The following is a 13,762-nucleotide window of genomic DNA, read 5'->3' as shown; positions in this document are numbered from 1 at the left end:
GGAGAACCATGTCCACCCGACCCGACCCCACCCCCGCCGCCGACGACGACGACCTGTGGCTGCGCAGCTACCGCGGTACGGAAGCTCCCACCGCCCGCCTGGTCTGTTTCCCGCACGCGGGGGGCACCGCCCCCTTCTACCGCCCGGTGCCGTTCGCGCTGGCCGCCGCCGACCGCGTCGAGGTGCTGGCCGTCCAGTACCCGGGCCGCCAGGACCGCCGCCGTGAGGAGCCGATCGCCGACCTGAACGTCCTGGCCGATCGCATCCACGAGGTGCTGGCCCGGCGGCCCGAGCTGCCCCTGGTCCTGTTCGGCCACAGCATGGGCGCCGTCGTCGCCTTCGAGGTGGCCCGCCGTCTCGAGGCGGCGGGGCGGCCGGCCGCCCGCCTGGTGGTCTCCGGCCGCCGCGGCCCGGCGATCGGGCTGGGACCGTCCGAGGGAGTGCACCTGCTCGGGGACGACGCGATCACCGCCGAGATCCGCCGACTGGACGGGTCCTCGTCCATCGTCCTCGACGACCCCGACCTGATGGCGGCCGCGCTGCCGGCGCTGCGCGCCGACTACCGCGCCATCGAGACCTACCGTGCCGAGCAGGACGCCGTCGTCAGTTGCCCGATCACCTCCCTGACGGGCGACCGCGACCCCAAGACCTCGATCGCGGAGGCGGAGGACTGGCGGGCCCACACCACCGGGGCGTTCGACCTCCAGGTCTTCCCCGGCGGCCACTTCTTCCTGACCGAGGAGATGCCGCGGGTCATCGGGCTCCTGGACGGCCACCTCTCGGAGGCCGTGGGCACCACCAGCCCTTCCGCCGGCGGACGGTGACGCGTCGCGTGGGTGCCTCCCCGGCGCTGTGCCGCCGGGGAGGCACCCACGTGTGCGGTGCGAGCCTCGTCAGGGCGTCAGGTAGCCGTGCGAGAACCCGGCGGCCACGGCGGCCGCCCGGTCGCTGACCCCGAGTTTGGCGTACATGTGCAGGAGGTGGGTCTTGACCGTCGCCTCGCTGATGAAGAGCTTCTGAGCGGCCTCGCGGTTGGTCGTCCCCTGGGCGACCAACTCCAGGATCTCCAGCTCGCGCGCCGAGAGCGGCGCGGGCGCGGGCCGTCGCACCTGGCCCATGAGCCGGGTCGCGATCGAGGGGGAGAGCACCGCCTGCCCCTGCGCGGCAGCCTCCACCGCACGGAACAGCTCCTCCCGCGGCGCGTCCTTCAGCAGGTAGCCGGTGGCGCCGGCCTCGATGGCCGGCACGACGTCGCTGTCCATGTCGTACGTGGTGAGCACCAGCACCCGCGCGGGCACGCCGCGCTTCGTCAGTTCCTTGATGGCGGTCACCCCATCGGTCCTCGGCATCCGCAGATCCATCAGGACCACGTCGGGCCGCAGTTCCTCCGCGGCGGTGATGGCCTCCGCGCCGTCACCGGCCTCGCCGAGCACCTCGAACCGGGGGTCGGCGGTGAACATGCCCCGCAGTCCGTCCCGCACCACCGGATGATCGTCGACGATCAGTAGCGTGATCAATCCGCACCTCCCGCGGGGATGGCGGGGACGGCCGCCGAGATCGCCGTCCCGCCACCCGGTTCCGACTCGATGGCCAACCGCCCGGCGAGGCGCTGCACCCGCTGGCGCATGCCGACGAGGCCGAAGCCCCCGTTCGTGGAGCCGCTGACCCGCTTGGCGTTCGGGTCGAAGCCCACGCCGTCGTCCCGCACGTCGAGGGTGACCAGGTCCTCCATGTACGACAGCGTCAGGCCGACCCGGCTGGCCCGCGCGTGCTTGGCCACATTGGCCAGTGCCTCCTGCGCGGTCCGCAGCAGCGTCACCTCGACCTCGGTGTGCATCGGCCGGGCGTCACCGGTGGTGGTGAGCGCCGCGTCGATGTGGTGGATCTCCGACCAGCGCCTGGCCACGTCGCCGATCGCGTCCGGGAGCCGGGCCTCGGCGAGCACCGACGGCTCCACCGCGTGGACGGTCCGGCGGGCCTCGACGAGGCTCTCGCGGGCCAGGTTCGTCGCGTTCGCCAGGTGCTGACGCAGCGTCGGGGGCTCGTCCATGGTCTGCTCGGCGGCCTGGAGCTGGGTGAGTATGCCGGCCAGCCCCTGGGCGAGGGTGTCGTGGATCTCCCGGGCCATCCGCTGCCGCTCGTCCAGCACGCCCGCCTCACGGGCCTGGACCATCAACCGGGCGTGCAGGCCGGCGTTCTCCGCCAGTGCCGCCTCCAGCTTGACGTTGGCCTCGTGCAGTTCGACGAGCGCCTGCTTCTGCTTGTCGTTGCGGTGGTCGGCCATCTCGACGAAGTAGAAGAGCGCCCCGGCCAACCCCGCGGAGATCAGCCCGACGGCCAGCCACGCCCACCACATCCGGGCGTCGTTGATGCCGCTCACGCCCCCCATGAACGCCGCCGCCGAGATCATCGCGGTAGCGGCGGCGCCGGCGTAACGCCGACGACCCCGCAGGTACTGGAACGCCTGGGGGTAGCCGACGAAAGTGAAGAGCCCGTACCAGGGAGCGACGGCCACCAGGCAGGCGGCCAGCAGCATCAGCCCGGCGTAGTATCCGCCCATCAGCCGGCGGTTCTGACGCCGTTCCAGGCGGAGCGTACGGAAGCAGAGCATCCAGAGCGCGGCGGCGGCGGAGAGTCCGAGCACCAGGGTTACGTGCATCGGCACCTGCCGGACCAGCTGGAACAGCGTGATCAGGGTGCTGATGGCCAGGAGTACGTACGGGAGGGCCTTGAAGGTCGCGGTCTCCGTACGCTCCCAGTGATCGAACTCGGCGCGCAGCTCGGCCTCGATGCTCACCCACTACTCCCAGCGGAAGTATCGCGCGGCCAGTCCGCCGGCCACGATCGTCCACCCCAGCATGGCGGCGAGGTGGATCAGCTGCGGCCAGTGTCCGGCGGTGGTGTCCTGCAATGATTGCACGCCGGCGCCGAGCGGCGTCAAGTCGCTGATCGTCAGCAGCACGTCGTTCATCTTCGCGCGCGGCAGCCACAGGCCGGCGAAGAAGACCAGCGGGAAGAAGACCAGCGAACCCATCGCGCTGGCGCTGCGGCCGGTCGGCGCGAGCGCGGCGACGAGCAGGCCGACGGCGAACATCGCCAGCGCCACCAGCAGGTAGCTGAGCAGGTACGCCGGGAGCTTGCGGGGCAGGTCCACGTCGAAGGCCAGCTTGCCGATGGCCAGCATGACCAGCATCGTCACCACGGACAGCACCGTGGCCATCAGCAACTGCGCGCCGAGCATCACGCCGGGCTTGACCGGCGTGGTCCGCATCCGCCGCAGCACGCCCTTCTCCCGGTAGGAGGCGAACAGTTGGGACAGACCGCTGAGTGCGAACAGGGCGATGCCCATCGATACGACGATCGGCAGGTACAGGGTGATCGGCCGCACGTTGCCGAGCTCCGGGCTGTTCTCCCGCATAGACGGGATCAGGCCGAGCACGACCAGCAGGATCGGGGCGAACGCGACCGCGAAGAACACGACGATCGGCTCGCGGAGGAACAGCTTGGTCTCGGTGGCGGTGAGCCGGAGCAGGGGGGACACGGTGGGACTCCTCAGGATTCGACGGGGCGGCCGGTGAGCGCTACGAACGCGTCCTCCAGCGAGTTCTGCTCGACCCGCAGGTCGAGGGCGGAGATCCGCTGGCCGGCCAGCAGGGTGGTCACGGCGAGCAGCAGGTCCCCGGTGCCGGTCACGACGATCTGGGGGCCGGCCCACTCGACGGCGGTGACCTCGGGCAGCGCGGACAGCTTCGCCTCGTCCAGCGGCCCGGACGGCCGGAACCGGAGCCGCTGGCTCTTGTCGACCCTCGACACCAGGCCGCCCGGGGTGTCGATCGCGATGACGCGCCCGGTGTCGATCACGGCCAGCCGGTCGCAGAGCCGCTCCGCCTCCTCCATGAAGTGGGTGACCAGCAAGATCGTCACGCCCCGGTCGCGGATGCGCTCGATCAGGCCCCACACGTCGCGACGCGCCTGCGGGTCCAGGCCGGTGGTGAGCTCGTCGAGCACCGCCACCTTCGGGGTGCCGAGCAGCGCGAGGGCGATCGACAGCCGCTGCTTCTGACCGCCGGACAGGCGCCGGAACTGGGTGCCGAGCTTGCCGGTGAGGTTGAGGATCTCGGCCAGCTCGCGCCAGTCGGCCGGCTGGCGGTAGAAGGAGCTGTACAGCTCCAGCGCCTCGCCGACCTTGAGCTTGTCGGGCAGCTCGCTCTCCTGCAGCTGCGCGCCGAGCAGCTGCCGCAGCTCGCCGTCGTCGCGTTGCGGGTCCAAACCGCAGACGTTGATGGTCCCGCCGTCCGGGGTGCGCAGACCCTCGATGCACTCGACGGTCGTGGTCTTGCCGGCCCCGTTGGGGCCCAGGATGCCGAAGATCTCGCCCTGCTCGACGGCGAAGCTGACCCCGTTCAGCACGGAGTGGTCGCCATAGCGCTTGACGAGGTTCTCCACCTCGATGATTGCCATGGCATCAGCCTGGCAGCCGACCCCGGTCCGCCGGATCGACTGGACGGCCACACCTGCCGCTTGCTGCGGCGGATGCTCTCCATCCACCGATCGGTTGATGGAGAGTCAGCGGGGCTCGTGCGCTTCGATAGACCGCCGGTCGCGGGAAGACGAGGCCTTGAGGTGGCTTCGGGTAGCTGGCCATCTGGATCCTGACGCTGGAAGGCGGCCATGACTCTGGGGAGAGGCTGGGTTAGGTGCGGCTGACCTCGGTCTTGGGCTGGACGGCTTGGATCGACCATCCCGCCAAGCGCAGGGGACCCGCACTACAGACCTCATGGCGTCACGACCGTCTCACTGGACCTGAAACCTTCGTCTGACGTTCAGCGATAGCCATCCCCGGGTGACTGGGAGTCAAGGGGGCGAATGGTGGAAGGCCCGGGCTGTAAGTGCCGGGAAGATGGTGTGGATAGTAAGGATGGTGGAGTCGGTTAACAGGTGACCTCGGCTCGACCGCACTGCTATTCGAGTGCGAACCTCTCCGGCGTTCGGTAGCCGTTGCAGAGGAGGTCCCGTTGCTCAACAGTTCATGAGCGTCGGGAAGACTGCGGAGTATCCGAACATGTCGGTCCCGTGGGTGTATCGGGACGCTCCCCCGACGTTCATGCGTGAGTGAAGCAGCAACGCATGTCGGCTGCGTGACCCGAACAGCCGGAGCCACGTGCGGGCCTGCCTCGCTGGGGCAGGCCCGACTGGATCACCGGCACCCGCTTCGGCGAGGTCCACGGCTACGCGGGCGACCGGCTGGCCGCCCCGGAGCTGCCGGCCGTGCCGCTGAAGGCCCGGGGGCGCGAGCGTTGAGCTGGGGGGCTGTGGCCAGGCGGGGTGCTCTCCAGCAGGCGGCCGCCGTGTCGGGACGGTCGGTCCGCTGCCTGCCCGGTGTCCGTCGCCCGGCGGGTTCGGCGTGCTCGGGGGCGTCTCGCGTTCGGTGTGAGTGTCAGGCGGGCTGCGCGGCGGGCGCGGGCGTGGAGGCGGGGGCCTCGTGGGCCCTGCCGGTCTCACGGAGCATCAGCAGGCCGGTGACGGCGATCAGGGCCGAGGTCAGGCCGTGGATGCCGAGGGCGGCGGCGACGGAGCCGTGGTGGGCGAAGACGTTGATCATGTCGCCGAACGGGGCGACGGCCTCCATCAGCAGGACCCAGCCCAGGGCGCGGCGGTGGCCCGTCAGCAGCAGGATGCCGACGACCAGGCCCATCGAGAACTCGCGGATGCCCTTCATGGTGAGGAAGCCGCCGCCGTCACCGGTGGGCCAGGTCGGCAGGCCCACGCCGGGAGTGGATGCCCCGGGCGCCAGGATGAAGGACAGCCCGAGGTAGAGGACGAACAGGACGACGAGCGTGGCCAGGACGGTGTTGACCTTCTTCAGTGACACGACGCTTCTCCTTCGGTGTTCGGACTGGGTGGGGCAGGAGGCCGGGTCGGCCGATGGCCTGCCGAATGACGGGGGCCGGAGCGGGGGGGCACTGACGCGTGACCGTCCGGGAGAGGACGGGGATCCGCCGGCCGCCCTGGCCATGTCGGTACGTCCTCTCGCGGTCGGTGGCCCGGTCAAGGGTGCTCCGATCTCCACAACGCACGTTGGCAACAAGCGTTGGCAACGTGCGTTGGCAAACGTAGAGGTGCGCCCCTGGACTGTCAACAGCCGTTGGCCTACATTCGTGGACATGACTGGCACCACCGAGAACCAGCAGGCCGTACGGCGTTCCGACGCGACCCGCGCCGCGATCCTCGCCGCCGCCCGCGAGCGGTTCGCAGCGGACGGCTACGAGAAGGCGACCATCCGGGCCATCGCGCGCGACGCGAAGATCGACCCATCGATGGTGATGCGCTACTACGACAGCAAGGCGGGCCTGTTCGCGGCCGCCGTCGCGATCAACCCCGGGCTGCTCGACCTCCCCGTCGAGCCCAGCGAGGAGATCGGGCGCACGCTGGTCAGCCACTTCCTCACCCTGTGGGAGGAGAACGGGGAGTTCACCGCACTGATGCGGGTCGGAGCCACCGATCCGGCCGCCGCCGATCGCATCCAGAGCGTGCTCCGCGAGCAGTTGATCCCGCTGGCCCGCAGGGTCGGCCCCGACCCGGAGCAGGCCCAGGCGCGCGCGGCGCTGTGCGTTTCGACCGTGCTGGGGCTCGCCCTGACGCGCTATGTCCTTCGGTTCCCGGCGAGCATGGAGCTCAGCCGGGAGGAGATCGTGGACTGGCTCGGACCCACGATCCAGCGATACCTCACCGCTCCCACGCCCTGAGGCGCGCGTCGAGGCCGACCACCGCGGCCCCGGCCCCGGGGCCACTGCGCAGCGGAAGCCGCCAGTGAGGGAGGCAGTGTGACGTGTCGTACGCTCCCCGGGCATCGCTCCGGCGGTGAGGGGCGGGCCGATCGCACGGAGGGGAGGCGAGGCCGGGTCGCTCCGCACCGTCCGGGCGCGGACGGACCGTCAGGGAGGCGCCCCGGGCAGGTCATAGGATCTCTTGATGATCATCGATCAGGGGAGATCAGTGGTGAAGAACAACCGGGGGATTCTGGCCGCCGTCGTCGTGGTCGGCGTGCTCGCCACGGGCTGCGGATCCGATGGCGGCGGCGCGAAGGGCGGCCTGCCGAAGGCGGAGAAGCTCGCCGCCGACACCGGTGTGCGGTACGGGGCGGTCCGCGTGCCCGCGCTGGACGGCATGACCTGCGACAAGGGCGACGGACACTTCCGCTTCGGCAGCGACCTGGACATGATGGTCGCCGGTGACGACGACCTGCAGAAGATGACGACCTGCTTCTGGGCGCACCACGGCGCGATCGGCGTCGTCGACCTCTTCCCGCCGGACGGCAAGCACGTGCCGGTCGACGAGGCGGCCGCGAAGACCCACGAGTTCGCCGTGGGCGCCCTCTCGACCGCCGGCGCGTCCTGACCCCTCGCGGCGATCGGCATCCCGCCTGGGCGGTTCGCGGATTCCCGGGCGGGGGGTGGTGACGGTGTGCTACCGTCCGGCTACAGATCAATAGTTGACCCCGGCGGTGCTACCAACACCCCGGGGTCAGGCACGAGGAGTAAGGCTCCTCATGCACGTGCACTTTATCGCGCCCGAACGCTACGTACGGGCGCCACACGAGATCGTCCGCCACCCGCGTCTGCGGGCCACGGCGAAGACGCTGCTGCTGTGGGCGCTGTCGCTGCCGCCCGGCAGCCGGGACACCGTCCTCACGATCGGCGGGCGCATGCCCGAGGGGCGCACGGCAGTCGCCGGTGCGCGGGCCCAGCTGATCGAGGAGGGCTTCCTGCACGTCCGGCGCTCCCAGCACCCGACGAAGGGGACGTGGACGACGCGTGTCCTGGTCAGCAGCGTGCCGCTGACGGAGGCGGACGAGATCGAGGCGGCCTGGCGCGGTGCGGTCCAGAACCCGGCACTCGGTGCGGGGGAGGGCCGGGAGGTCGGCACTTCCCCCGAGGGGGAGAAGAACGAGGAGAACACCTCCTCCCGCGCGGCGGTGGGCGCGGCAGCCGTGGCGGGGGCGGTCGGGGGTGGTGACGCCGGTGCCGACGGGGAGGCCCGGGCCGCAGCGGCGGGACTGCTCGGGCGGTTGACCGCCCCGGACCGGCGCCTGCGGTTGGGGGCGGTCGAAGTCCTGGACCTCGCACCGCTGGTGGCGGACTGGCTCGCCCGGGATCCGGACGTGGGGCGGCTGCGGGAAGCGCTGTTGGGCGGTCTGCCCTCACATGTGCTGGCGCCGGCGGGCTTCCTGCGCGCGCGTCTGGAGCGGCGGATGCCGGGGGCGGGGGCGGTGCCGATGGCGGTGGTCGCGGCCGGTGACGCTTCCGGCGGCGTGGGGGAATGCGCGCGCTGCGCGGATCCGGTGGCGGGCGGGGGCGCCGTCTGCCGACGGTGCACGGGAGTCGCGACTCCTGGGGCCGGGCCGGATGCGGCCGCTCTCGAACGCAACCGGCGGGGCGCCGAACGCGCACGCAGCCTGCTGCGCGGCGCGGTCGTCGCAGCTGCGTAGCGGCGGGGCTGTTCACGAGTCCGCGTCGCGACCGAGCTCGTCGCCGACGTACCCGGGCCGGAACGCCCGCGGTTCGGGGACGGGACGGATCCCCGACGGGGGCCCGGCCGTCAGGTGGTCAGGCCGTCAGGTGGTCAGGCCGTTCAGTTCGGTGGTCCAGTCGATCAGGGCGCCCTCCGAGCCCTGGGGCACCAGGGAGAAGGTCTCCCGGCGGAGCCAGCGTCGGACCTGTCGGGAGGGGAGGTCGACGAGGACGACGCTGTCGACGCCGCGGAGCATGATGCGCAGCGAGGCGCGGCCGTGGCAGGTGCAGGGCGGCCAGACGCGGACGTCGCCGAGGCCGGCGGGCTTCTGCAGGCCCTCCCACAGGAGGTCGCGGGAGAACCGCCAGGTGCCTGCTTCGGCCGCGGGGCCGAGGAACTGGAGGGCGACGGCGAGCGGGTCGTCGCTGCGGTAGCCGAGGCGTACCGGGATGTCGACGGATCTGTGCTCGCCGAGGACCAGCCGGGCGTCGAGGGCGACGTCGGTGCTGGTGGCCTCCGGGCGGGGCTGGGGGCCGGAGAGGGAGTGGTGGGCGGGCACGGGTCTTCTCCTGGTGCGGCGTCGGGACGGGGTCGAGAGGGGTCGGGCGGCGCGTCGGACGGTCGGGGCACCGGGGCGGGGCCGGTGGCGGCGCGACGCTCTCGCCTCGGGCCCTGGGAGCTGCCGACGAGCAGGGGGAGGCGGAATCGCTCCTCAGGTTAGGAAGCGGTGCACGGCCCGGATGTTCCGGCCGTGCACCGCGAGCTGACGATCTGCGCACCGTTCGGTCGGTGTGGAAGGCGGGGCGCGGGCTCCTCGTTGTCCCGTCCGACCGGTCCGGCGTTCGCGCAGTGGTGCGGTCGGTGGCCGGTCCGACGGTCGTCGCGTCGCCTGATGGTCATTCAACTTGCTTGTTCAGCAAGGCGTCTGGCGGAGAGCGGCGGTGCGAGCGGCGCCTCGTCCGGGGGTGGCGGCCGCCCGGGGAGGGCGTGCTCCGGTCCGGTCGGAGCCCCCCGAATCCTCGGTTTGTTGAAGGTTTGTCCATCCTGTTCCGCTCCTTGTATGAAGGGCGCCGGGAGGATTTTGATCATGCAGAGGTGGAACCAGCGCTCGCGTTCGGGAGGCGAGGCGCTCCAGACGTTGGTGGACGGCCTGGCCGAGGAACTGGGACGTTCCGTCGTCCTCGACGACCCGCTGGTGCGGATGATCTGCACCAGTCGGCACTTCGGCGACGAGGACCCGGTGCGCGTGCGCACGCTGCTGCAGGGCATCGCGGACGACGAGGCCATCCGCTACGTGCTGTCGCAGGGGGTCGCCCAGTGGACCAGGCCCGGGGTCCTGCCGGGCCGCGACGACCTGGGGCTGCAGCCGCGCTACTGCGTCCCGGTCCGCGAGCGGGGCCACCTGCTGGGCATCCTCATGGTCGTGGCCGCGGGGGAGCCCCTCACCGCGGCCGAGACCGCCGCCATCGACCGGGTCGCCCGCGCCGTGGCGATCGAGATGTTCGCCGAGCAGCTGGCGTCGGACGAAGACGAGGAGCAGATCCGGCGGCTGGTGGACCAGCTGGTCGGCTCGGACTCGGCGCGGCGCTGCGCGGCGCACCAGCGGCTGCTGGACGACGGGCTGCTGCCGGCCGGCCCGCACGTCGTGGTGACCAGTGTGGCCGTCTCCGACCAGCGGGGGCCGTCCGGGCAGATCGCGGTGGCGCTGCGCGGTGCGCTGGAGCCGTTCCGGCAGACCCGTACGGCCCGCGGCCTGGCGGCGGTCGAGCAGGACCGGGCGGTCCTGGTGCAGGTCTTCGAGCGGGAACCGGCGGCGGAGGACCTGGAGCAGCAGTGCCGCGCGGTCGTCCGCTCCCTGAGGACCTTCCTGGGCCCGGAGCCGGCCGTGGTGGTGGGCGTGGGCGGACGCCGGACGGCGCTCGCCGACGCCTGGATCTCCTACGACCAGGCCCGGGTGGCGGCCCGCGCGGCCCGCCGGCTGCCCCGGCTGGAGGGCATCGGCGACTGGGAGCGGCTCGGGGAGTACGCGGTGTTCCTCCAGCTGCCCGACAGCGCGCTCACCGCCTCCCTCCTGCCGGTGCCGCTGCGGCGCCTGCTGGACGGCGGCGGCAACGCCCGGCTGGAGGAGACCCTGCGCTGCTTCCTGGAGAACGCCGGCTCGGTGCCCAAGACCGCGGAGGCCCTGGAGGTCCACCGCACCTCGCTGTACTACCGCCTGCGCCAGATCCAGGAGATCACGGGCCTGGACCTGGACAACGGCGCGCACCGCCTGGTGCTGCACATGGGGCTGCGGCTGCGGGACCTGCTGGAGGCCGGTCCGGGGGCGGCGCCGAAGCCCCCCGTTGCTACAGAGCGATGAAGCTTCGTCGGGCAATCCCTACGTCGGTCGGTGGCCAACGGGTTCAGCCCACCGCGAGAATCGTCACCACGAGCTGCCGCTCATCCCCCGGCGACCCGCGGGTTCCGGACTCCCCGGACCCGTGAGCCGAAACGAACGGACAAGAACGAGCACCATGCACGAACTGATCACGAACGACGGTGTGCGCCTGGCCTACCGCGACAGCGGCGGCGACGGGGTGCCGCTGGTGATGCTCCACGGTTGGGGCCAGACCCAGGAGATGTTCCGTCACCAGGTCGAGGGGCTGGCGCCGGGCCGGCGCGTCGTGACGGTGGACTTCCGCGGCCACGGCCGCTCCGGCAAGCCGCGCCACGGCTACCGCATCGCGCGGCTGGCCCGCGACGTCCTCGGCCTGGTCGACCACCTGGGCCTGGACGCCTTCGACGCGCTGGGCTGGTCGATGGGCGCCTCGGTGTGGTGGAGCCTCATCGACCAGCAGGGCACCGGCCGCATCCGCCGGCTCGTCCTGGTCGACCAGCCGGCCGCGGTGGCGGCGGTGCCCTGGATGACGGAGGGGGAGCGGCGCGAGTCCGGCGCCCTCTTCGACGTCGCCGGGCTGCTGGAACTGGGCGCCGCGCTGGCCGGCCCGGACGGGGAGAAGGTCCGCGAGGACTTCGTCCGCTCGATGTTCGGCGGGGACACCGACCCGGGCCTGCCGGCGTTCGTGACCGAGCAGGTCCGCGCCACCCCGGCGTACGCGGGCGTCCCGCTGCTGTTCGACCACTGCGCCCAGGACTGGCGCGACGTCCTCGAGTGCGTCGACGTGCCGACCCTGGTGCTCGGCTGCGAGGGGAGCCACGTCGACCCGGCCTCCCAGCGCTTCATCGCCGAGCGGATCCCCGGCGCCCGCCTCCACGTGTTCCCGAAGTCCGTGGCGAACTCGCACTTCCCGTTCCTGGAGAACCCCGGCGAGTTCAACGCCGTCGTGGAGCAGTTCCTCTCCTGAACGCCCCGCCGCCGCGTCGGCCCTGCGGCGCGGCGGGCCACTTCCCCTGCACCTGAACGATTCGAAACCGGTCGGAGCCTCCCGTGATCCCGTCGGGTCCCTCACCCATGCCCGAAACCCCCGCGCCCGAAGCCGAAGTCCACCCCCTCGACGGGGTCGCCCACGACAGCGGCAACGGCGTCATCGACGTCCTCTCCCCACCGCCCGGGACCGATCCCGAGGACTGCCTCTACGTCGCCCTGCACGTCCGCGGCGCGGCCTCCGTCCGCCGCCAGGGCGTCAGCACCGCGCTCGCCCCCGGGGACCTGCTGATCGGCACCACCGTCCACCCGGCGGGCCTGCTGCAGGAGGTCGGGTGCCGGATGATCCACTTCCGCGTCCCCTGCTTCTACCTGGGCGTCCGGCACGGCGACGTCCGGCGCACGGGCGGCCTGATGGCGCGCGGGAGCGAGGGCGTCGGCTCGCTCGCCTCCCAGTTCCTGCGCACCCTCGCCGCCCGGACCCGGGCCCACCGTGCCCGGCCGGGCGACCACCTCGCCCGCAGCGTCTCCGACATCGTCGCCATCCTGGTGACCGAACTGCTCGAACGGGAGAGCCCGGAGCACCTGAGCGGCTCGGCCGAACTGCTGGCGCGGATCCGCGCCCACATCGAGGAGAACCTCGCCGACCCGGACCTCGCGCCGGAGTCGATCGCCCGCTCGCAGCACATCTCGGTGCGCTACCTCCACAAGCTCTTCCAGCAGGACGGGACGACCGTCGGCCAGTGGGTCCGGCAGCGGCGGCTGGACGCCTGCCGCCGGGAGCTGGAGCGCCCGTCCCGCCGGCAGACCAGCGTCTCCGCGGTCGCGCACCGGTGGGGGTTCGTCAGCCACTCCCACTTCAGCCGGGCGTTCCGCGACGCCTACGGGGTCTCGCCCCGCGAGTGGCAGGCCTACGCCGCGCAGACCGACGGCCGCAGCCCGGCCTCCTGACCCCCTCCACCCGGCGCCGCCGACGCCACGTCCCGCCGAGGCCATGCCCCGTCGACCGGTGACGACGGCCCGACCGCCGCCCGGTGACGACGGCCCGACCGCGCCCGGCGGGACGTGGCGCCGGCGCCATCCGAAAGGCAGCCATGCACCCCACCCGGCCCACCGTCGTGCTCGTCCACGACGGCTGCTCCGACGCCACCACCTGGTTCGGCGTCATCGCCGAACTCCACAGACGCGGCCTGACGGTCCTCGCCGTCGCGAACCCGCTGCGCGGACTGGCCCACGACGCCGCCTACCTGGCCTCCGTCGTCGCGGGCATCGACGGCCCCGTCGTCCTGGCCGGCCACTCCTACGGCGGCATGGTGATCACGGAGGCCGGGGGCGCCCCGAACGTCGTGGCGCTGGTCTACGTGGCCGCCTACCTCCCCGACGTCGGCGAGAGCTACGACGTGCTCGCGAGCCGCTTCGACCCCTCGCCGCTCATCCCGCGGCTGCGGCGCTCGGAGTTCACCGTCGGGGGCACCGACCGGGCGACGGAGCTCACCGTGCCGGCGGACTGCTTCCGGCCGCTGGTGGCCGCCGACCTCGACGCGGAGGTGGCCCAGGTGCTGGCCGCGCTCCAACGCCCGGCCGCGGAGAGGGTGTTGACCGACGTGCCGACGGTGGCGGCCTGGCGCACCACGCCCGCCTGGGCCCTGGTGGCGGGGGCCGACCAGGCACTGCCGCCGTCGATCCAGCGCTTCACCGCGCAGCGGGCCGGTGCCACCGTGCTCGAACTGCCGGACGCCTCCCACGCGGTGGCCGTCTCCCGGCCGAGCACGGTCGCCGAGTTCATCCACGACGCCGCCAGGTCGGTTCCGGCCCGGCCGGGGCGGAACGCGGCCGAGGGGTACGGCACCTGACGGGTGGTGGGGGCGGAGCGCCACCCGACGGGGG

The 13,762-nt window shown here is 72.5% G+C and carries 14 protein-coding genes and 1 pseudogene; 9 read left to right on the top strand and 6 right to left on the bottom strand.

What is annotated here, in order from left to right:
• Window positions 1-8: 8 nt before the first annotated feature.
• Window positions 9-824 carry a thioesterase II family protein gene (locus ACZ5GH_RS06355; protein ID WP_464333677.1) on the top strand — a complete coding sequence of 272 codons (816 nt, stop codon included), beginning with the start codon at window positions 9-11 and terminating at the stop codon, window positions 822-824.
• Window positions 825-893: 69 nt separating this feature from the next.
• Here ACZ5GH_RS06355 and ACZ5GH_RS06350 read toward each other — a convergent pair whose 3' ends face one another.
• From ACZ5GH_RS06350 to ACZ5GH_RS06335, 4 genes are read right to left on the bottom strand one after another with little or no spacing between them, the layout of a single operon-like run.
• On the bottom strand, window positions 894-1,517 hold the full coding sequence (locus ACZ5GH_RS06350; RefSeq protein ID WP_387751094.1) for a response regulator: 624 nt from the start codon (window positions 1,515-1,517) through the stop codon (window positions 894-896).
• The gene (locus ACZ5GH_RS06345) at window positions 1,514-2,797 is read right to left on the bottom strand and encodes a sensor histidine kinase (protein WP_387751097.1); all 1,284 of its coding nucleotides are present in this window, start codon (window positions 2,795-2,797) and stop codon (window positions 1,514-1,516) included. The genes ACZ5GH_RS06350 and ACZ5GH_RS06345 overlap by 4 nt, the downstream gene beginning before the upstream one ends.
• Before the next feature lie 3 nt (window positions 2,798-2,800).
• Window positions 2,801-3,541 carry an ABC transporter permease gene (locus tag ACZ5GH_RS06340; RefSeq protein WP_387751100.1) on the bottom strand — a complete coding sequence of 247 codons (741 nt, stop codon included), beginning with the start codon at window positions 3,539-3,541 and terminating at the stop codon, window positions 2,801-2,803.
• An 11-nt stretch (window positions 3,542-3,552) separates the two neighbouring features.
• Window positions 3,553-4,461 (bottom strand): ABC transporter ATP-binding protein, encoded by a 909-nt coding sequence (locus ACZ5GH_RS06335; protein ID WP_387751103.1) that lies wholly within the window; start codon window positions 4,459-4,461, stop codon window positions 3,553-3,555.
• Window positions 4,462-5,184: 723 nt separating this feature from the next.
• Here ACZ5GH_RS06335 and ACZ5GH_RS06330 point away from each other — a divergent pair.
• Window positions 5,185-5,301, top strand: a pseudogene (locus tag ACZ5GH_RS06330) (pirin family protein); the annotation flags it as partial.
• 136 nt (window positions 5,302-5,437) lie between these two features.
• On the opposite strand, the gene ACZ5GH_RS06325 reads toward ACZ5GH_RS06330, so the two are convergent.
• Window positions 5,438-5,872: a DUF4267 domain-containing protein gene (locus ACZ5GH_RS06325; protein WP_464333676.1), complete on the bottom strand. Its 435-nt coding sequence runs from the start codon at window positions 5,870-5,872 to the stop codon at window positions 5,438-5,440.
• A gap of 292 nt (window positions 5,873-6,164) precedes the next feature.
• Here ACZ5GH_RS06325 and ACZ5GH_RS06320 point away from each other — a divergent pair, with 292 nt between their 5' ends.
• The 3 genes from ACZ5GH_RS06320 to ACZ5GH_RS06310 all read left to right on the top strand — a co-directional run bounded on the left by ACZ5GH_RS06320 (window position 6,165) and on the right by ACZ5GH_RS06310 (window position 8,488).
• Window positions 6,165-6,746 carry a TetR/AcrR family transcriptional regulator gene (locus ACZ5GH_RS06320; protein WP_387751109.1) on the top strand — a complete coding sequence of 194 codons (582 nt, stop codon included), beginning with the start codon at window positions 6,165-6,167 and terminating at the stop codon, window positions 6,744-6,746.
• A 226-nt stretch (window positions 6,747-6,972) separates the two neighbouring features.
• On the top strand, window positions 6,973-7,398 hold the full coding sequence (locus tag ACZ5GH_RS06315; protein ID WP_464333675.1) for a hypothetical protein: 426 nt from the start codon (window positions 6,973-6,975) through the stop codon (window positions 7,396-7,398).
• Window positions 7,399-7,549: 151 nt separating this feature from the next.
• Window positions 7,550-8,488, top strand: coding sequence for a hypothetical protein (locus tag ACZ5GH_RS06310; protein WP_464333674.1), 939 nt, complete (start codon window positions 7,550-7,552; stop codon window positions 8,486-8,488).
• Between the two features lie 126 nt (window positions 8,489-8,614).
• Here ACZ5GH_RS06310 and ACZ5GH_RS06305 read toward each other — a convergent pair whose 3' ends face one another.
• The gene (locus ACZ5GH_RS06305; protein WP_387751117.1) at window positions 8,615-9,070 is read right to left on the bottom strand and encodes an SsgA family sporulation/cell division regulator; all 456 of its coding nucleotides are present in this window, start codon (window positions 9,068-9,070) and stop codon (window positions 8,615-8,617) included.
• A gap of 528 nt (window positions 9,071-9,598) precedes the next feature.
• Here ACZ5GH_RS06305 and ACZ5GH_RS06300 point away from each other — a divergent pair.
• From ACZ5GH_RS06300 to ACZ5GH_RS06285, 4 genes are all read left to right on the top strand, one after another.
• A complete protein-coding gene (locus tag ACZ5GH_RS06300) occupies window positions 9,599-10,870 on the top strand; it encodes a PucR family transcriptional regulator (RefSeq protein ID WP_387751119.1) in 1,272 nt (423 codons plus the stop codon).
• A 154-nt stretch (window positions 10,871-11,024) separates the two neighbouring features.
• Window positions 11,025-11,855 carry an alpha/beta fold hydrolase gene (locus ACZ5GH_RS06295; protein ID WP_387751122.1) on the top strand — a complete coding sequence of 277 codons (831 nt, stop codon included), beginning with the start codon at window positions 11,025-11,027 and terminating at the stop codon, window positions 11,853-11,855.
• A 107-nt stretch (window positions 11,856-11,962) separates the two neighbouring features.
• Complete coding sequence (locus tag ACZ5GH_RS06290; protein ID WP_387751125.1) at window positions 11,963-12,826, top strand: helix-turn-helix domain-containing protein; 864 nt, start codon at window positions 11,963-11,965, stop codon at window positions 12,824-12,826.
• Window positions 12,827-12,969: 143 nt separating this feature from the next.
• Window positions 12,970-13,728, top strand: coding sequence for an alpha/beta fold hydrolase (locus ACZ5GH_RS06285; RefSeq protein ID WP_387751128.1), 759 nt, complete (start codon window positions 12,970-12,972; stop codon window positions 13,726-13,728).
• Window positions 13,729-13,762 lie beyond the last annotated feature (34 nt).

Source organism: Kitasatospora sp. Xyl93 (genome assembly GCF_055383135.1).
Note: the sequence above shows the minus strand (reverse complement) of the source record. Positions and strands in the feature narration are given on the sequence as shown.